The 19,128-nt window shown below is 45.6% G+C and carries 16 protein-coding genes, 1 tRNA gene and 2 pseudogenes; 11 read left to right on the top strand and 8 right to left on the bottom strand.

Going from position 1 to position 19,128, the window contains the following annotated elements:
• Positions 1 to 33: 33 nt before the first annotated feature.
• Positions 34 to 1,002, bottom strand: a complete 969-nt coding sequence (locus tag KSP24_RS24320; RefSeq protein ID WP_040102278.1) for a hypothetical protein — start codon at positions 1,000 to 1,002, stop codon at positions 34 to 36.
• 143 nt (positions 1,003 to 1,145) lie between these two features.
• Here KSP24_RS24320 and KSP24_RS24315 point away from each other — a divergent pair, with 143 nt between their 5' ends.
• The 3 genes from KSP24_RS24315 to KSP24_RS24305 all read left to right on the top strand — a co-directional run bounded on the left by KSP24_RS24315 (position 1,146) and on the right by KSP24_RS24305 (position 4,017).
• Positions 1,146 to 1,619, top strand: coding sequence for a GNAT family N-acetyltransferase (locus KSP24_RS24315; protein WP_064964251.1), 474 nt, complete (start codon positions 1,146 to 1,148; stop codon positions 1,617 to 1,619).
• A gap of 85 nt (positions 1,620 to 1,704) precedes the next feature.
• Positions 1,705 to 2,337: an NAD(P)-dependent oxidoreductase gene (locus KSP24_RS24310; RefSeq protein WP_013369130.1), complete on the top strand. Its 633-nt coding sequence runs from the start codon at positions 1,705 to 1,707 to the stop codon at positions 2,335 to 2,337.
• Between the two features lie 33 nt (positions 2,338 to 2,370).
• On the top strand, positions 2,371 to 4,017 hold the full coding sequence (locus KSP24_RS24305; protein ID WP_216977040.1) for an NAD(P)H-hydrate dehydratase: 1,647 nt from the start codon (positions 2,371 to 2,373) through the stop codon (positions 4,015 to 4,017).
• On the opposite strand, the gene KSP24_RS24300 is transcribed toward KSP24_RS24305, so the two are convergent.
• Positions 4,001 to 4,495 carry a hypothetical protein gene (locus KSP24_RS24300; protein WP_025676247.1) on the bottom strand — a complete coding sequence of 165 codons (495 nt, stop codon included), beginning with the start codon at positions 4,493 to 4,495 and terminating at the stop codon, positions 4,001 to 4,003. The genes KSP24_RS24305 and KSP24_RS24300 overlap by 17 nt on opposite strands.
• A 170-nt stretch (positions 4,496 to 4,665) precedes the next feature.
• Between KSP24_RS24300 and KSP24_RS24295 the strand changes: the two genes are divergently transcribed.
• The gene (locus tag KSP24_RS24295; protein ID WP_090737158.1) at positions 4,666 to 5,502 is read left to right on the top strand and encodes an HAD hydrolase-like protein; all 837 of its coding nucleotides are present in this window, start codon (positions 4,666 to 4,668) and stop codon (positions 5,500 to 5,502) included.
• 228 nt (positions 5,503 to 5,730) lie between these two features.
• Here the strand turns inward: KSP24_RS24295 and KSP24_RS24290 are convergent, their stop codons facing one another.
• The 3 genes from KSP24_RS24290 to KSP24_RS24280 all read right to left on the bottom strand — a co-directional run bounded on the left by KSP24_RS24290 (position 5,731) and on the right by KSP24_RS24280 (position 11,042).
• Positions 5,731 to 7,485: a methyl-accepting chemotaxis protein gene (locus tag KSP24_RS24290; protein ID WP_216977038.1), complete on the bottom strand. Its 1,755-nt coding sequence runs from the start codon at positions 7,483 to 7,485 to the stop codon at positions 5,731 to 5,733.
• A 171-nt stretch (positions 7,486 to 7,656) separates the two neighbouring features.
• Positions 7,657 to 8,688, bottom strand: a complete 1,032-nt coding sequence (locus tag KSP24_RS24285) for a ribonucleotide-diphosphate reductase subunit beta (RefSeq protein ID WP_064964255.1) — start codon at positions 8,686 to 8,688, stop codon at positions 7,657 to 7,659.
• A 20-nt stretch (positions 8,689 to 8,708) separates the two neighbouring features.
• Entirely contained in the window at positions 8,709 to 11,042 is a 2,334-nt protein-coding gene (locus KSP24_RS24280; protein ID WP_058711002.1) for a ribonucleoside-diphosphate reductase subunit alpha, read from the bottom strand.
• Positions 11,043 to 11,564: 522 nt separating this feature from the next.
• Here KSP24_RS24280 and KSP24_RS24275 point away from each other — a divergent pair.
• The gene (locus KSP24_RS24275; RefSeq protein ID WP_040102273.1) at positions 11,565 to 11,912 is read left to right on the top strand and encodes an MTH1187 family thiamine-binding protein; all 348 of its coding nucleotides are present in this window, start codon (positions 11,565 to 11,567) and stop codon (positions 11,910 to 11,912) included.
• A gap of 73 nt (positions 11,913 to 11,985) precedes the next feature.
• Positions 11,986 to 12,057: transfer RNA gene (locus KSP24_RS24270), tRNA-Thr, on the top strand.
• A gap of 160 nt (positions 12,058 to 12,217) precedes the next feature.
• Here KSP24_RS24270 and KSP24_RS24265 read toward each other — a convergent pair.
• Together KSP24_RS24265 and KSP24_RS24260 are read right to left on the bottom strand one after the other, a co-directional pair.
• Positions 12,218 to 12,433: a tyrosine-type recombinase/integrase gene (locus KSP24_RS24265; RefSeq protein WP_254207978.1), complete on the bottom strand. Its 216-nt coding sequence runs from the start codon at positions 12,431 to 12,433 to the stop codon at positions 12,218 to 12,220.
• A gap of 538 nt (positions 12,434 to 12,971) precedes the next feature.
• Positions 12,972 to 13,274, bottom strand: coding sequence for a hypothetical protein (locus tag KSP24_RS24260; protein WP_029517865.1), 303 nt, complete (start codon positions 13,272 to 13,274; stop codon positions 12,972 to 12,974).
• A 184-nt stretch (positions 13,275 to 13,458) separates the two neighbouring features.
• Here KSP24_RS24260 and KSP24_RS24255 point away from each other — a divergent pair, with 184 nt between their 5' ends.
• From KSP24_RS24255 to KSP24_RS24245, 3 genes and pseudogenes are all read left to right on the top strand, one after another.
• Entirely contained in the window at positions 13,459 to 13,728 is a 270-nt protein-coding gene (locus tag KSP24_RS24255; protein ID WP_254207977.1) for a hypothetical protein, read from the top strand.
• A 346-nt stretch (positions 13,729 to 14,074) separates the two neighbouring features.
• Positions 14,075 to 15,490, top strand: a complete 1,416-nt coding sequence (locus KSP24_RS24250) for a transcriptional regulator (protein WP_216977036.1) — start codon at positions 14,075 to 14,077, stop codon at positions 15,488 to 15,490.
• A gap of 331 nt (positions 15,491 to 15,821) precedes the next feature.
• A pseudogene (locus tag KSP24_RS24245) lies at positions 15,822 to 16,055 on the top strand (hypothetical protein).
• A gap of 22 nt (positions 16,056 to 16,077) precedes the next feature.
• Here KSP24_RS24245 and KSP24_RS25410 read toward each other — a convergent pair.
• Positions 16,078 to 16,950, bottom strand: coding sequence for a hypothetical protein (locus KSP24_RS25410; RefSeq protein WP_254207976.1), 873 nt, complete (start codon positions 16,948 to 16,950; stop codon positions 16,078 to 16,080).
• A gap of 242 nt (positions 16,951 to 17,192) precedes the next feature.
• On the opposite strand from KSP24_RS25410, the pseudogene KSP24_RS24235 reads away from it, so the two are divergent.
• Together KSP24_RS24235 and KSP24_RS24230 are read left to right on the top strand one after the other, a co-directional pair.
• Positions 17,193 to 17,616: pseudogene (locus tag KSP24_RS24235) on the top strand (NucA/NucB deoxyribonuclease domain-containing protein).
• Between the two features lie 172 nt (positions 17,617 to 17,788).
• Positions 17,789 to 18,838: a fibronectin type III domain-containing protein gene (locus KSP24_RS24230; protein ID WP_216977032.1), complete on the top strand. Its 1,050-nt coding sequence runs from the start codon at positions 17,789 to 17,791 to the stop codon at positions 18,836 to 18,838.
• Positions 18,839 to 19,128 lie beyond the last annotated feature (290 nt).

Here is a 19,128-nt window from a genome sequence, read left to right as displayed (position 1 = left end):
TATACGGGATCTAATTTCAGGCGCAACGGGTGTTTAGGACCGCATATGTTCATCAGCCAAAGAAGAATCGGCGGTTGTATCTTTGTCAGTTGCGTGTAATTCCTGATGCTGCGAAGCATCGGCCTTCATCAAGCCGGGATGACCTACATAAGGACGATCACTTCGCGAGCGGCCTCGGGTAAGTCGGAAGCCAATCAAGAACAGCACAAGCTGTGCAGCCAGTATGTAGGGAGACGCTTCTGGCCCGAGCCATTGAAACAGGGCGACAACGGCAATGACCATACATAACAGGCTTGTTGGGAAATGGGATGCCGTCACGTCCAGATCATTTTGTCTACGCAGGGTCATCAGACGATAGACATACAGCAAGGCGATCAAGCCAGAAACGAACCTTATCCATGCATACCCTATAAGCCATGATACAGATTGTGTGGTGTCGGGTAGACTAACATCGACATGACTGTAAGTCATCAGTTCCACAACCAGTCTTGAGGTCAACCAGACGATTCCCGCCAGCGTCAGCGGGCCGGCCGCTGGTCGCAATAGCTTCCATAATGCTGTTCCCCAGCCTGGAGCATGGGATTCCAGCAGAACAAGTCGCCGTTCCTCGATCAGTTTGTTCATTTCACGCTCCAGTGACTTGAGAAGCAATTCCCGGCGGAATGGATCACATTCCCGAAGGGATGCTTGAACCTGCTCTTGAAGGTGAGGGGTCAAATAGGGGGCTGCTTTAGCCTCCTGAAGAGCATGGATTAGTCCATGCTGGTGCTGCTGCTTTTCGCTGTTGTTGATCGCGTTCTGGGTAGCAGTCTGGAGATAACCAGCTAACCGCCCATAGATACGCAGTGATTCCTGTAATTCTTCGAGCCGCTGCTGACGCGAATTCCGAAGCTGGGCTGCACTGTGAACATACAGCCATACCAGCAAGGATAACGCCAGCAGGAAGGCGATCAGACCGGGTGAGATATATGCGGCTAATGCCGCGAAGTCCGTCGGGGACACCCGCAATCCCTCCTTCCATTGTTCTTTCTACACTATTGCACAGACCACGCAGGCATTTCAAGGGCTTGTATATCTTTAAACCAAGAACTATGAAGTATTTTTTGGTAAAATAGACAAGATTACAGCAGGAAGGGAGATTCGGCATGAATAAAAATATAGATTTTGCAACAGAACATCATGAGACATCGAATCAACCGTACGAGCTGCTTCGCGTAGATTACGCCATTCCAGCCGTCGAGGAATATCAGGCTTTACGCAAGGAGGCTGGTTTGTCGCAAATTACGGAAGAAGCGGCAGCTAAGGGCTTGCCGAACAGCCTATTTGCTGTAACGCTACGGCTTGGACAGGAATTGATCGGGATGGGCCGGGTGAGCGGTGATGGCGGTGTGTTTTTTCTGGTTACGGATATTGCAGTCAAGCCTTCCCATCAGGGGAAGGGTTATGGACGTAAGCTTATGGAAGAGATTATGGAGTATTTGAAACGGGAGGTTCCTGTGGGCAGCTTTGCAACGCTGATTGCGGATAAGCCAGCCGACCGGTTATATGCGCAGTTCGGTTTCCAACTGGTCAGTCCAAGGTCGGAAGGGATGTATTGGCGACAGCCGGGAGGACTGTAAGCTGAAATCCTGCACGAGTTTGAGCTGGTTATAAAACGGATAAATAACAGTAAGAAAATTATAGATAGGAAGAAGGCACGTTAATATGAAAGTGATTATTTTCGGAGCAACAGGAACAATTGGCAAAGCGTTAGTAAAGGAAGCAATCAAGCGTAAGTATGAGGTGACGGCGGCAGTGCGCGATCCGCAACGAGTGACAGAGCAAAATGAATATTTGACGGTGGTTCAGGCGGATATTCTAAACCCGAATTCCGTTACGGAGGTAGCCAAAGGGCACGATGCTATCATTAGCGCCTATGGTCCCAAGTTTGGAGCTGAGGAGGAATTGCTCGAAGCGACTCGTTCTTTACTGGAAGGAACTCGGCGTTCCGGTGCGGAGCGCATACTTGTCGTTGGCGGAGCGGGTAGTCTGAAAACAGAAAACGGTGAGCGTCTCATGGATACCGCTGAGTTTCCAGAGGAAGTGAAGCCACTGGCGGCGGCACACGCTGATGCACTGGAGTTGTACCGTGCTGCGGATGTAGACTGGACATATTGTAGTCCTGCCGGAATTATTGAACCGGGTAAACGTACAGGGCAGTTCCGTATTGGTTTGGATCATTTGGTAGTGGACGAATTAGGCCATAGTCGCATTTCTGTTGAGGATTATGCGGTAGCCCTGATTGATGAGTTAGTAGAAGGGGAATTTGTCAATTCCCGCTTTACCGTCGGATATTAATCACAGGGATGGCTATATGGGAGGCGAATAAGCATGTATATGGTGACCGCCGAACAAATGCGGCAACTGGATCGGTACACGATTGATAAGCTGGGGATCCCGGCCCTGACCTTGATGGAAAATGCCGGGCGAGCAGTAGCTGACGAGGTACTGAAACTTTGTGCTGAGAGACGTGGAAAAAGCGGTGGCATAAATGAGGTTACACACACAGGAGCGGGGGATGTACCGGGACATGGCAGTGTTATACGGACGGATTCATCGAGCCGAGGGCGATATGATGTATGTGAACGAGCACACTGGTATATCCTCGTTGGTAAAGGCAACAACGGCGGTGACGGACTGGTGGCAGCCCGCCATCTGACCGATGCAGGTCTGCGCGTCACCGTTGTGTATGCCGAGCCGCCTGAAACGCTACGCGGTGAAGCGGCTGACCAGCGCGACATCATCGCAGCGCTGGATATCCCGGTTATCCTCTATGGTCGGGATAACCTCGACCTGTGCGGTGCCTCGGGCATCGTCGATGCCCTGCTGGGCACAGGCACGCAAGGTCCACCGCGTGAACCCTATGCCTCGCTAATCCGCGAGGCCAATGCCAGCGGCGCGCCAATCGTGTCGGTAGACGTGCCTAGCGGCCTCGACGCCGACACAGGTGCACTGCACGAGCCGTGCATTCATGCGCGTGTCACCGTATGCCTCGCCTACTTGAAGTGTGGGCTCGCCCAATATCCGGGCGCCGGAAACGCTGGTGATGTGGTGGTACGCTACATCGGTATTCCGCCCAGCCTTGCCCGTGAGCGCGGCGTACAGCTGCGGCTCCTGACCAGCGATACGCTGCGCGACGTGCTGGACGTGGATGTCAGCCGAAGCCGGGTGCCGGACGGGCACAAGGGCACCTACGGCCACGTTCTGGTCGCAGCAGGAAGTCTGCGCATGAGCGGTGCAGGCCTACTGGCTGCACGCGCCGCCTTGCGCATCGGCAGCGGCCTTGTGACGTGGGCGGTGCCTGAGGCACTGCTTCCGCGCGTCATTGGCGCCGCGCCGGAGCTGATGCTCGCTGCCGCAGCAACAGGCGGAGACGGCGAATGGAACGCCGACTCCGCAGCCGAGCTGCTACAGCTCGCGCAGGCGCGCGATGTGCTGGCCGTCGGGCCCGGCCTCGGCCGCTTCGCAGGGGACACTGACTGGCTGCGCCGCCTGTGGGAGGAATACAGCGGTCCGCTCGTGCTTGATGCGGACGCCTTGAACATCCTTGCCTCGGCGGGGCCTGAGCTGGATGCCTGGAAGTCGAGGGCTGCGGCGGTCGTGCTAACGCCGCATCCCGGTGAAATGGCTCGTCTGCTGGGCATACCGACAGCAGAGGTGCAGCGTGACCGAATCAGCCATGCCCGGGAATACGCCCGGACACGCGGAGTCACGCTGGTGCTCAAGGGAGCACGCACGGTCATCGCGTGTCCCGACGGAAACGCCTACGTCAATACCACAGGCCATGCCGGCATGGCGACAGGCGGTGCCGGCGATGTGCTGACAGGCATCATCGCAGGGTTGTTGGCCCAAGGCTTGAACGCTTCGCAGGCAGCAGCCTTTGGCGTGTATCTGCATGGCGTGGCTGGGGAAACGGCCGCGCATCATCGCCAGCATCCCGCTTCAGTAGTAGCCGGCGATATTATTGAAGCCCTATAACCCATAGCAGCAGTGGCAGGAGGAAGGCCAGCATGATCTGTATTCCATATTCACGGTTCAGCCAGTGCCTTCCCCCATAATAGAGTAGTGTAATCCCTGCACCTGCTATGCCGTTGCTCCATGATATACCTGTTCCAGCAGGCGACATCAGAGATCCTAGCAGAAGAAAGACACTGAACCCTACGGCAAGGTATAGCGTGAACTGCTCAGGCTTGCGAAGCCAGGGTAAAAGATCACGTAGCGCATCAGCGGCAAGAGCCGCCGGAAGGGCAAAGCCATAGGCCCACAACTGCGCGGTCAGTTCACCGCTATTGCCTGCTATACTCACAGGCAATCCCGTGATTTCCTCTGTCAGATAGCAGTAGACCCATAAGAGACCAAAAACCAATCCTCCACAGGCTAGCTTATTCAGGGCATAACAACCAAGCTCCATCCGCCAAGGCATTTTGGAATTAAACTCATTCCAAGGCTGTCTCATATTGCGACTCCCTCCTCATTTCACTCGGTAAATCAAAACCATTCAAGGAATTTATTTTCAATTACAATCCGCTTACCGTTTGCGACATTTGAGTTTACGTTAGCTGTGTATCATGTTCCTAAGCAAAATAAAGATTGCGGATAGCCGCGGTACGGAAAGGCGGGGATTGCATGATACAGGCGGTTATTTTTAATCTTGAAAGTACATTGTTAGACCCCGGGGGACGGGGCTTAATCCAGGGAATGTGCGACATCTTCAGATGGAAGGGCATACAGGTAACTGAAGAGCAGGTATCTCATGGACGGGGACTGCCCATCCGGGATCATATTGCGAATGTGCTCGGACTTTCAGAGGTTCGTAGAAAATGGCTGGAGTGCTTTGGTGCGCATCCTGGCAGAGTGGATATTGAGCATATTTATCTTGAGCTTGTCCCTGTTCTTCGCTCTTTGATCCAAGGGGCTGAGACTGCTACCGGTATAGATAGGGCGCTGCAGGAGCTTCAAGATCGCCGCATTCAGTCAGGCGCTACTGCATCTTGCCCGATGGAGATGCTGAGTCACGTATTCACGCCTGCACAGTCACCCTATACACTGGATTGTATGGTAGCCCCTTGTGAAGTTTCGCAGGGGAGGCCTTATCCGTGGATGATCTATGAAATTGCACATCGCCTGCAGGTATTCCCGCTTAGCGATATTGTGAAGGTAGGAGACACAGCAGCCGATATGCAAGAAGGACGGAATGCCGGCGTTTGGACGATTGGTGTGTTGAACCATAACGAGGGTGCCTTGCCCCCGGATCACACTACAAGCTGTGAAACGGATGACAGAGTATCTGAGGAACGACGTAGACAGAGTATATATGGCTTGAAAAGAGCAGGGGCCCACATCGTGATGAACTCAGTCGCTGACTTGCCGCGTATTTTGCGTGAAATTGAAATGCTTCAGCATACGGGAGGCTATCCTTCTTATATGAAACCGATGAAAACAGCCGCGGCTCCTCCATCGTGAGAATAACGGCACAACTCTTAAGTACCTTTAATAGACCTTCTAGGTTATATATGTATGCATCTAACTGGATAAAGGTGTACTCAGCCCGACTTTCTAACCTCAAAAGGAGCATTCGCTATGTTAGCGAATGCTCCTTTTGAATGTACTCCCTTTCGTCTGTAAAATGACCCGTAAGATGGACACTTTAGGTCAAGTGTCCATCTTACGGGTCACAGTTCACCGAAATCATTATTGGTCTGAACTCTTTACCCGGAACTGATCAGCATGACGCTGTAGATTGTTTGATAGTGTAGTCAGATTACGGGCTACTGCGGATAGTTCTTTTACCGCTAAAGCCTGCTTCTGTGCGCTTGCGGATACGTCTTCCGTCATTCCGGCAGTTTGCTGCGCCGCGCTGGCTGTGTGATTCAGATGTTGATCTACGCTGTGACGTACCTCGTGCATTTCTGTCGTCAATTGGGCCAAATGTGCAGCAAGTTCCTGAACTTCCTCTGAAACCTGGGTGACTTCGTCAACAGACTGTAAACATAATGCAATTTGTTTTTCTTGTTCATTGACAGTGTTTATATTTTGATCAAATTGATCGCCCATTTGCTCAATTTGCTCGACAAAGCTGCTTAGGATTTGGTCGATTTCACGAATGGACATGGCAGATTGTTGGGCAAGTTGTCCCATCTCATGAGCTACGACAGAAAAACCTTTACCAGCTTCACCTGCACGCGAGGCCTCAATCGAGGCATTAAAGGATAAAATCTGCGTCTGCTTTACGATGCCCTGTACCTGCTGCCCGATGTTAGCTGCTTCGCGGGATTTTTCGGTTAGCGCGTGTGACATACGCTGCATTTGCTTGATTCGCAGGGCGCTTTCTCGTCCCTTCTCCAATAGCTGTTCATGTTCACTGGCTACCTGATTACGGACCTCATTGAGATGGCGCGCCGTATCCGTAAACTGGTGCACATGGCTTCCGACTTCATCCAGCGTTTGCCCTAAGCGGTCAGATTGCTGAACCGATTCTAACGTTTGATCCGCTTGGTTTGTAGATACATCAGCAATTTGCTGGAGTGTGCGGGACAGTTCCTCAGTCTGGTGTAGTGTTCCTTCTGTTGTCACGACGATATTCCCCGATGCTTGCTGAAGTGTACTTGAACTGTTTTGAATGTCCACAATCATATTGGACATGGCTTCCACCATTCGGTTCGTCAAGCCGCTGATTTCACCTAGCTGATCATACGTAACTTGCTGCGATGTAACCGTAAGATTGCCGTCGGCTACTTGCTCCAGTGTATTTTTAATGAATCGCACCTGACGCAGTATTCGACGGGTTACCAGCACCATTGCCGCAATGGAAATGATCAGAATGATGGAGACCACAGGGATAACTAGCCGGTAGGCCTCAGGCAGGGTTTTCTCGTATACTTCAGTTACAGAGGCAAGGGATCTGTCAATTCCCAGATAGCCTATGATGGTTCCATCTGTATCCTTAATGGGTGTAAAGGAAGAAAACATCGTTCCCCATTCAGGGTCCGTTGTGATATCTGTAGTGACCGTCTCCCCTTGTTTCAATCTATCTGCCGTTTCTTTACGGGTGAAGCTAACAGGACTTCCCAAAGGACTGTAGTCTTTGTCGTCCCAAGCAGCTCCGTCCACCGTGAGCTTCCACTCATCGCCAACACGGTTGTACATATACATATACAGGACTCCGCTTTGCAGCCTAAGCGTATTTAACTCGTTCCGAAGTTCTTTATACTCGCTGCTCTGCTCGGATGGATTCGTATTTAAGCTTTTGACGGCTGATTTGTCCAATAGCTTGGCCGTATTCACTGCCAGCGCTTCATTGTTGAGTTGCATGGTTGATAGAGAAGCATTCTGAATAGACAGTTTGGTCGTCCACAGAATCATGACGCCAATCACAACTAAAGGAATGAGCAAGATGAAGTAGAGTTTGGATTGTAATCCCATTCTTTTTTTGACTTTGCTTTTCATAATATGCTCCTTACTATATTATTTCACCTTCATATAATATCGTGTTCAAGTAGGGGAATATGAATAGTAATTCATATGTTTCATGAAAATTCTGCGCATTTGTGCAAATTTCATCCCATAGAAAAAAGCCTTAACTCAGTAATAACCGAGTTAAGGCTTGTAGCGTATGACTTACAAATCGTCAAATCCGTTGTCATCTCCGACTTTGCCATAATTGCGTGATTTTGCTTCAAAAAAGTCCGTTTTTGTTGCATTCAGGGCTTCATCCGAAAATGGCTTGATCCAAGGCATACTATTTACATCTACACCTTCATAGGCTTTGTCCATACCCAGAAGTCTCAGGCGCATGTTTGCCATGTATTTGATATAATCGCTCAGCTCGTTCAAGTCAATGCCACGAACCTCCTTGAGCGTGTAATGCGCCCAATTCGTTTCCAGCTCCACAGCGCGGTTGATCATACGATAAACGTAGTCCATGTTCTCTTTCGTGTTCAACTCAGGGAAATCAGCCAAAAGCTGCTTGAACACTTCGGCAAAGAAGTAGCAATGCTGATTTTCATCGCGCTGAATATACGAGATCATCTGGCTGGTAGCCATCATTTTTTGGTCACGGGCCAAATTGTAAAAGAAAGCAAACGTACTGTAAAAGAAAATACCTTCCAGAATCAAATCCGCTACCATCGCTTGGAAGAAGGTTTGGGGATTCTGCTCATCGCGGAATTTCTGGTAGATGGCCGAGATGAATGTGTTGCGCTCCAGCAGAACAGGATCGTTTTTCCAGTATTCAAAAATTTCTTTCTGCTCCTGTTCCGATACCAGGGAAGATAGCACGTAAGAGTAGGACTGGTTATGCACGACTTCCTGTTGTCCGATAATGGCCGAAATGGCTTCCAGCGATGAATCGGTAAAATATCGTTTTACATCTCCGACAAACATGGTCTGCATGGAGTCCAGCACGGCCAGCAGGCCGATATTAATTTTGAAGGTGCGCTGTTCTTCGGCATCCAGCATAGGGAACTGGGACGCATCTTTGGACATCGGAATTTCATCCGGAATCCAGTGGTTCAGCAGCAGTACTTTATATAGTTTGTACATATGCGGCATCCGAATATCATTCCAGTTCAAAATACCGGAGTTTTCGCCTTCAATAATACGGGTAGAGCGGTTAGGCGCTTCTGTGTTAAAAATCTTTTGTAACTGCATGAGAGGCTCTCTCCTTTAGTTTAGGATGCGCAGCTTTCGCATTCTTCAATCGTCAGTGCGCGGCTGCGTACATAATAGGTCGACTTCATACCTGATTTCCAAGCATGGATGTGCAGCTCTAAAAATTCGGTAGCTTTGATATCTGGGCGCACATACAGGTTAAAGCTTTGACCTTGGTCAATATGACGCTGACGTGCAGAAGCCATGTTGATCGAAGCATGTTGATCCAGCAAGAAAGCTGTCTTGTAGTACCAGATGGTTTTTTCATTTAAGTCTGGTGCAGGGTTTGCGATCTTGTAGGTTGTTTTCTCTTCATAGGAAAGCAACTCATACAGTGGATCAATGCTAGCGGTAGAGCCTGCAATGATGGACGTGGAACCATTAGGCGCGATGGCGAACAGCCATGCGTTACGGACACCGTTTTGTTGGACTTCTTCCGCAAGCTCACTCCACTCGGACGTAGTGACGAATTTGCCTTCACGTGTACCGTCTGTATAGCCACGGGAAGTGAAATAATGTCCGGTCGCCCAGTCGGAACCCTCGAATTTGGCATAACGGCCTTTTTCTTTCGCCAGCTCCATGCTGGATTTTACAGCCAGGTAGTTAATTTTTTCATACAAATGATCGTTATAGGTTACCGCTTCATCGGACTCCCAGCGGATACCCTCAAGTGCGAGCAGATGATGCAGCCCAAATGTACCCAAGCCGACTGCACGATATTGGCTGTTCGTGTATTGTGCTTGCAGCACCTCAATGTTGTTGATATCAATAACATTATCCAGCATACGTACCTGAATCGGTACGAGACGATCCAGCACACCTGCCGGAACAGCACGAGCCAGATGAATGGAGTTCAGGTTGCACACCACAAAGTCGCCAGGAATTTTGGAAATAACAATGCGTGTTTGTCCGTCCTTGGTGACCAGTTCTTCTTTTTCTACTACCGTTGCAGATTGATTTTGCATAATTTCCGTACACAGGTTGGAGGAATACACCATACCATGGGCACGGTTCGGGTTAGCTCGGTTTACCGTATCGCGGTAGAACATGTACGGCGTACCTGTTTCCAACTGTGATTTCATCAGACGCTTCATGATGTCAATGGCAGGCACCGTAATACGAGAAAGGATCGGATGCTGTGACGCCTCCTCATACTTCTCGCGGAAGGAGCCTGAACCGAAGGTTTCATCATAAAAATCTTCCAGTCCCAGTGGACGACCCTTGTCATCTTTCCAGCCCATGACCTTCTTCACTTCATGCGGACAGAACAGATTCCATTCGCCCCGTGCTTCGACCCGCTCCATGAACAGATCGGGCAGACATACGCCGTGGAATACGTCATGCGCACGCATCCGCTCGTCACCGTTGTTCAGCTTTAGGTCCAGGAATGCCAGAATGTCTTTGTGGAATACGTCCAGATAAACGGCAATTGCACCTTTGCGTGTACCCAGTTGGTCTACGCTAACCGCTGTATTGTTCAACTGGCGAATCCAAGGAATAACACCAGAGCTTGTATTTTTATGTCCGCGGATATCGGAGCCGCGCGCTCGTACTTTACCGAGGTATACGCCGATGCCGCCACCCATTTTGCTAAGACGGGCTACATCGGTATTGGAATCGAAAATACCTTCCAGCGAGTCGTCTACGGTGTCGATAAAGCAGCTGGAAAGCTGTCCAGCCACCTTTTTTCCGGCATTAGACATGGTAGGTGTAGCTGCTGTCATGTACATGTTGCTCATCGCCCAGTATGCTTCCTTAACCAGCTCCATACGCTTGTCGGCAGGCTCTTGATGCATTAGGTACATTGCGATAATCATGTAGCGTTCTTGCGGAAGTTCCATCACGCGTCCGTCAAAATCATTGGCCAAATAGCGTTCAGACAGCGTCAACAGTCCGATATAGTCGAATAGCAGGTCATTCTGCGGCAATATGGAATCGCCGAGTTCATCAATCTGCTCCTTGGTGTAGCAGTCAAGCAGCTCTTGACGGTAGATTCCTTTTTGAACTAAATCGGTGATCAGTGGATAAAAAGCGCCGTAAGGCTCGTCTGCATAGGATTTGTAACGGCGGTGAGTAGCTGCTTTTTTATATAAAGAAGTGAGCAAAGCACGTGCAGCGGCAAATTTCCAGTCTGGTTCTTCCTTGCTAACCAGTTCCAGGGCAGCCATTGCAAATGCGTTGCTAATTTCATCCCCCGTGACTTCATCCCGGCGCAGCTTACTGGTTACACCGCGAATAAGTCGATCTTTATCCAGCTTGTCCAGCCCGCTGAGCACACGGTCAGCATATACGGATATACGTATTTCATCAAAAGCCAACTGGCGATTGTTTGGTTTGGTTACGAGTTGTGGCATAGGATTAATTCCTCGCTTTCTTGATTTGGAATTCATACTTAGGGAATAGGCATGAAAATGATCTGAGAAAAGAAAATGATGAAAAAAGCGATGGTCAGACAGCATTTTGGGGCTGTATGTAATCCAATAACATAGAAATAGCGATGCGCCTGCCAATGAAGGGGAAAAAGATGGTTCCCGTAGGATTTATCGGCTACATCACTATATTTAGAGGTGTTATGAATATTTAACCCAACATATTGTGTATATAAACTTAAAATTTCAAATAAGTGCAAGGAGTATTATAGCAACATTCGAAGCCATACGTAAAGGAAAAGGAATGGAAAATCAAAATATGCAGAGAAGTCGCGAGCCGTATTTGAATTGAGACGGAGTGGACGGTACAATAAATAATATAGATGCTTCCTACAGAAACAAGCGGTATACATATGGAACTTTGCTTGCAAAACAAGGTTGCTTTATGGACTGGGTTTTAGAATTTTAAAAAAGAAGATTTCTTTAAACTAAAGGAGGAACTTGGTGATGGCTATTGCAGAAGTGACTGTGATCCCGATTGGAACAGGGAGTACGAGCCTGAGCGACTATGTTGCTCAAATGCAAAAAGTGTTGAAGACGCAAAAAGGAATTACCTATGAGCTTACCTCCATGAGTACGATTATTGAGGGGTCGTTGGATGATGTGTTCACCGCTATTGCTGCGCTGCACGAAGCGCCATTCCTGGCAGGAGCCAAACGTGTTTCCACCTCGGTCAAAATTGATGATCGCCGTGATAAGCCTTCATCCAGTCGCCAGAAGCTCAGATCCGTCGCAGATAAACTATCCGGAACCACGACAGGAAATGTTACAGAATTAAATCCAAATCCTAGTTGATAAAGTTGATGTAAGTGATTGATTTTTATGTAACTAAGAGTATAATAGTTTTTGTTGTCAGTCACACTGACCTGCTGGTGTAGCTCAGGGGTAGAGCAACGCACTCGTAATGCGTAGGCCGGGGGTTCAATTCCCTTCACCAGCATTCTATAAAACTCAAGCACAGCGCGGCTTCCAAGCTTTTTGGAGGTCGCGCTTTTTTTGTGATTTTGGACAATCTTCTACCATTTTTCTAACCTTTAGTCTAGTAAAGTAGGTTCTTCAGTGCTAATGCTCTCTCCTGTAATTGAATCGCCAATGTTTTTTTACACCGCTTCTTGGAGATTCGGAAGAACATGTGAATAGGTATCCAGAGTTACATTGATAGACGAATGTCCAAGTCGTTCTTGAACAATCTTTGGATGGATACCAGCTTTGAGAAGTAGTGTTGCATGAGTGTGTCGCAAATCATGGAAACGAATCCGATGAAAATCGGGATGTTCCTTTACAATTCTGTCCAAAATACGATAGTAATGTCTCATTAGATTGCGGGGTCCAAGAGGCGTTTCCACACTCGTTTGAATTACTAAACCTGAATCATTATATAGCTTATTTCTGGTTTGCTCATGCTCTTGCTTTCTAAAGTGCTTTCCAAAAATTTAGCGGTATTAGTAAACAGTGCGATGGAGCGAACGCTGCTATCATTTTTAGTATCATCAAGATCATGTCCTATTTCAGAAATGGTATATGCTTGTCGAACCGAAGCTGTTTTCCTCTGTAAATCTACCTCTGATCGGGGTAGTGCAAAATATCTCACTTTGACGCATGCCAGTAGAAGCAGCGAGCTCGAAGGCCATAAAGTATTGATCTTCAAATGCAGCATCGAGGAACATTTTGGGGATTGGCTCGTAGTGTCGGCCTATCTTATGGACAGCTCACTTGAAAGTTGAACAAATACAAAGAGCGCGTTAAAGAGCAAACGGTTCAATCAACTGCTGTTTAAATAAATCCTTTGCAGGGTGGCCTCTACCCTCACGGGCTACGGCGGCCACCTGCATTTTATAAACGGAACGTATGTTCTTAATCCTCTTTCATTTTCATTTCAACTAAATGTCTGCAATGAGGGCACTGGGAAGTCAATGAAAAAGTTTTCTTCTCATTGATGTTAAGCAGGGATACCAGTTGAACAACTATTCCCGGCAGTGAAAGCATTCCTAATATTAATGCAATTGAGTTAACAGCTGGAGTACTAACTAGTGCTTTTTTGTCAGTAAGCACATCAAATATTAGATAGCCTATAAAAACAACAAGTCCCGTTACATTCACGATAAAAAGTAATTTTAAAACGGTCTTCGTCCAGCGTTTTATTTTTTTGTACGTCATAATATCACCTCATTTGTTATAACGGCAGACTTAATAGAAAGATTCATATTTCCCAAAAAGAATTTTGAAAGGGTGAGTGACATGGAACAACTACTAAGAAGTCTACGACTACGGTAAACATCTTGGAAGAGTGATGATTAAAGTTTGAAATTCAGAGGACTTTGCTACTAAGGAGGTATGAACCTTGGCAAACATTAACGCAGCGATAGAGCGGCTCATGGATATGAGTTTAGAGCTGGATGATACGATACGACTGCTCGGTTTTGACCAGAAGCATCTGACCGCCAGCAGGCAGGGACGGACGAGCGTGTGTTGCTTCATTTACAGGATATATACGATGTGTTGGTTGTTCCGAGACCGAATAGGGACGTCAAGTTATAAAGTATATTTTTCTTCTACCAAATCTTCTACCGATTACGGATATTTATACTACCTGCGGGAACCTTATTCCTGATAGAGCTGGCTATAGTAACCTTGTCAATCCTATCAAAATTCTATTTAACACACCCGTAATGCGTAGGTCAGGGGTTCAATTCCCTTCATTAGTCTCCTTATAAATGCAAATACAACGCGGTTTCCAAGCTTTTTGGGGGTCGCATTTTTTATTGGAATGGACGATCTTCTAACATTCTTTTAACTAAAGCCGATAGGGTGTTTTTTTGTTTACAGGAGTACCCTTATGACAAACGTAGCTTTTCTACATGATTCGCAAAAAATATATTGACAGATGGTTAATTGTTGGACAAAAATAGTAAATGATTATAAAATACTGGAAGTTCTATGCGAAGGGTGGCTATGACATGAAGCATACACCTACGATTCGAGCAGAATTAGACAGATACATACAACAAGAGGGTTTGAACATAGCGCAATTTGGACAAATTGCAGGCATGAATAGGGGGATAATAAGTGCTATTGTAACAGGGAATAAGTCTATGTCAGTTAACCAACTTGACCTCATTACTGAGGCTATGGGTGTGCCTGAAGGTCACTTTTACGACTTGTTCGTGGAAAATTACATCGTCGACCATCCTCCGAATATGAGGCGAATCGAGCCATTTTTGTATCGCTGTGCAGAGTTGGACAAGTTGGATGTAATTCGTCGAGTGGTGGGAGCCATCATGGACAATCTGCTGTATTCACCCAAGCTATTTGAAATTGCAGAGGAATTGTTGTCGCAGGGAAGACATGCGGCTGCATTATTGCTCTATGAGGGGGTAGCTGAAGCGGAGAAATATCAACATTCTGAACGCTTGGCAGTCTGTCAATATCGCATATTTACGATTCAGATTGGAGACGATCAAAGCCGTAACATAGGGACAGCAGCGGTGTTTGAAGCTTTTGTCGAACGCCTTGATGAACTAGACCAGCTAGACGCCTTGAAGGACTTGGCTAATGTGTATCGTTCATTGCGTAAGTGGGACAAGGTAGAGGATGTTGCTAGAACAATGAGGACTAAAGCTGAAATTCAATATACTTTGGAACACCAACAGCAGAGTCGAATACGTGATAAGTCTTCCAAGAAACTAAGTCGTCCACTGTTTGTGTACATCGCTTATGCTGATTTGTTGTGTTCAGGTTCTTGCGAAGCTAAGGGCGATTACCACCAAGCTCTACAGTATACATACTCCTACGCTAATTTAGATTGGGTAAAGGAGACTGACGAGGATACCCGACACTGGATCAGCTTATTCAAAAGTTGGGCAGAAGGTAATACTTACATATATAAGCTTTTATCTGGGGATGTAAGTGTGCTAAACGATTACGTTCAATACATTATTGCATCAAGTGATAAAGTCGATAAGGAAATGATTGTAAAGCTTTTGAACGTAATGTTTGCAGCTAACCAATATAAGTTAGATGTTAATGATATAATTAAACGGTTTGAAACGATTATTGCTTCTTTTGTGCAACAGCCATCAACGGATATGTATACGAAACAAGTTATACCAGAGCAGTATGCGCGTTTGAGTTATGAGCTAGCTTATTATTATTTACATCAAGGTTCATACGAAGATGGTTTTAAATATTTGATGTATTCGTTGGAAAGTTATCATACACTAAATAATGAGACTTATTATTTAAACTGTGTAGGAATGTTTGAGCATTTCCGCATCCATGCAATTCCCGAAACAAAGGAAAAATACTCAAAATTCATTGAAAAGGTGTGGTTAGACAATGTTAAAAAAAGTGGTACTGCTAATCATTGCAGCTAGTTTTTTGTTAATTGTTACTGTGCCTGTTCAGTCGAATAGCCATCAGGTTACTCCATACTATGATCCAATTGGTGGGGCCTGAACGCTGTATTAGAATTTGAGGAGTGGATGAACTATGTTTAAAAAAATGGCACTGTTGATCATCGCGGCTAGCTTTTTGTTAATTGTTACTGTACCTGTCTACTCGCATGATGTACAGCCTCAAGTACAGCATGGAGGGGCTTAAACGTAAGCAAAGCAAATACCCGCTAACCTTAATTGGTCGGCGGGTATTTATAGATTGAAGGGGTTTCTACACAATCCATCAAATACCTATCATGAGGTGATCAGCATGAACCATACATATAAAGTGTTAAAGTCGGATATCGAACTATTTGCAGCTGCATTAAGCCAGGTAAGAGTATATGTAGTACAGCCGTTAGGTGAGGATTTGATAGATATCGTGGACTACGGCGGACCGGTCGAGAAATACACACCGGAGTCAATCAAGATTAACTGATCTTATTTCTTCCGTAAGCAGTTTGAATTTAGAGTAGATGTGAAAAAGGACTCCGCTGGTATGTAACCAGTATGGAGTCCTTTGTTGTTTATTTAGTTGAATACTCGCTTACTTCAAATGTGAGTATTTTATTGAAAATTACATAGTCCTTCCGGTTACTGAATGGACCTTTGTTATTATTGTGCTTATCAATGGCAAAGAATGAAGGGCCTCTACCAGCATCTTTAGCGTCATACCAAGCGACGAAGGCATTCAATTCTTTTTTACTTAGATCGAATTCTTTATCAAATCCATTATCCATTGTTACAGTCAGAATAGCGCGGTCACCAGTTGGTTGTGCTGGTTCAGTTGGCTCCGTAGGTTCAGAAGGATCAGGGTTAGGACTTGGGGTCGGATCAGGGTTTGGTGTTGGATCTACAGGTACAGGATTAGGATCTGGAATTGGGTTGGGTGTTGGAGTAGGGGCCGGTGTTGGCCCTGGATCTTTACTATAAAAAAAGTCGATTTCACTGATGTTTATAGTATCATTTGATAATCCCATAAATGATACAAATCTAACATTTTGTTGTAATGGAATTTTATTGAGTTGCCCACTGAAAGCACTATCGTTACTATCGCTTATTCCATAAGATCCTAAATAACCAGCATCATGCCCAAAAAAAACTATTCTTGATACTTTGGCATCGCTTTTAAGTTTAAAAGAATCTATTTTTTTGATTTCGCCTAGATCAATTACAATCATCTTGCCAGCAGGCATTGAGTAATTTGTTTCTTCATTATTATCTGTAACAAGAGATGTGTTTTCAGCGCTTGTTGCTCCATATATATACATTGCCCTTGCCGTAATAGCTGCATTCTTCCCATTAGCATATCCTCCAGTGTAGGCACTCACTGATGACAATGGGAGGAAAATAGTAATAAGTAAAGTGAAGCATAAAATTAAATTGAGCTTTCTTTTCATGTATAAATCCCCTTTTTGTTTATTTGCTCAGTAATCATACAAAATTGAAAAAGGGATGTCTAAACATTAATGACTATATATTCAAAAATAAGTTTAGTTTAAATGTGGTTTTTAATTTCTGGAGAAAATGAGCTCTGCCCGAAAACTGATATGAGTCCTTTTTATTATGTGACAATATACGCGATACTTCGACATGTCTCCCAATATGGTATTGAGAAGATTAAATACTATGGAGGTGTCATATGATAAAAGGAATCGCAAAAGGATTAATCGTATTCTTACTGGCATCTATCTTTTCCGTTCAGGGCGTTTATGCTGAACCGACAGCAATCAACCAACAAGCAACTGGGTATATATTGGAGTTCCCAAGTTCACGTTACCCTGAAACCGGGGCGCACATTAGAGATGCAATAGCAGCCGGACATTCTGCGGTGTGTACAATTGATCGGGATGGAGTCGAGGAAAACAGGAAGGAGTCTCTAAAGGGCTATCCAACTAAAAAAGGATATGACCGCGATGAATGGCCGATGGCAATGTGTGCTGAGTGGCGCAGGTGCTGATATCAGATACATAACCCCTAGTGATAATAGGGGAGCAGGATCATGGGTAAGTCATCAGCTAGAAAAGTATGCTGATGGTACAAAGGTAAAATTTATAGTGAAATAAGGGTGAGGGACTCTACAGGGTATTGGCTGATAGAGTCCTTTTTCATACCCAATAAAAAATAAATATGCAAATATTTAGATTATATTTATAGATCAGCAAGTATATGTTTAGACACACCTTGAGGAATATATTACCTTAGTATCTGTTCAATAGATTACTTAGGGGGATTAAAATGAAAAGAATTTTTGTGAAAACATCTTTATTTTGTGTCTTATTGTTTTTATTAGCGATGCCTGTGGCTATGGCTGCTGATGAAAACAATCTAAATACTGTTGAGGGTATGCAAGGGACAACACCGCCATCGGGTACAACAGTAACAGGCTCAAACACCTATATGAATTTTTTACCAGAAAAAGCATTTGACAGAGATTTAAATACACGTTGGCTGTCGGCGGGATATTCAGGTACTTTTCAATTGGATTTTCCGGAAAATGTTAGTTTGAATTTCATTCAAATTGCAGCGCTTGCAGCACCTGAATCAAATTATTCCTTCACTGTTTACGGAAAGCAGGACGGAACTTGGAAAGCAATAAGTCCGAATGTGAGTAAACATGTTTATAATAAACCGACAATTACTGATCCTATAGCAGTAACTAAAGGAAGTTATTCAGGGTTAAAAATTGAAATTAATGGTGGGTCTTCTTGGGTTGCTATATCTGAAATAACACTTGGAGTAGCTGACAAAATAAAAGTTACAAATCTAGAGGCGAAACCTGGAAACAGTCAGGTTACTTTAAAATGGGATCAAACAGAGAATGCAGAAAGCTACACAGTAAAATACGGAACAGAATCCGGCAAATATACTGAAACCGCAACAGCAACAAAAGATGCATATGGAAACTTTGTTATTCCCGGTCTGACCAACGGAACGAAGTACTACTTTGTTGTAAGTGCTAAAGTGAACGGTGCCGATTCTGAATATTCCAATGAAGCATCTGCCACTCCACAAGGAGGAGGTAGTCAACCTGATCCAGAACCAACTACTGGAGATCGTGCAATCCTGGTGGTCACTATGACAACTGGCTTAGAAAAAGAATTTGACCTAAGCATAAAAGAGGTCAATGACTTTATTGCCTGGTACGAAGGCAAACAGGCTGGTTCTGGATCAGCTTCATACGCAATCAATAAGCACGATAACAACAAAGGTCCATTCAGCAGCCGTAAGGATTACATGCTGTATGATCGTATCCTAACGTTTGAAGTAAGTGAATACTCTAAATAAATTAAAAAGATCTGCTAACCTTAAGGTCGGCAGAGCTTTTTAGTTGAAAAATTGCTTACAGACGGACATTTAAGGCGGAACTGATATGAATCAACTTTAAATGTATGTTGAAAATAAAGTTTTGATAACTACAATAAAAGAAACAACGGTAGGCTAGGACGAGAAAATATGCCCTAGACTGTCGCTGCTTCATCTGTTTCATTGAACTAAGTTTCCCGTTAGCGTAATGGGTTCATTGTCATTAGCCTCAACCGCTTACCTGTTTGCTCAGACTCCTGGCAACAGCTGGG

The organism is Paenibacillus sp. AK121, from assembly GCF_019042715.1.
In the GTDB taxonomy this organism is placed as follows: Bacteria; Bacillota; Bacilli; order Paenibacillales; family Paenibacillaceae; genus Paenibacillus; species Paenibacillus polymyxa_C.
The sequence above is the reverse complement of the archived record's forward strand: the minus strand, read 5'-3'. Positions and strand labels throughout refer to the sequence as shown.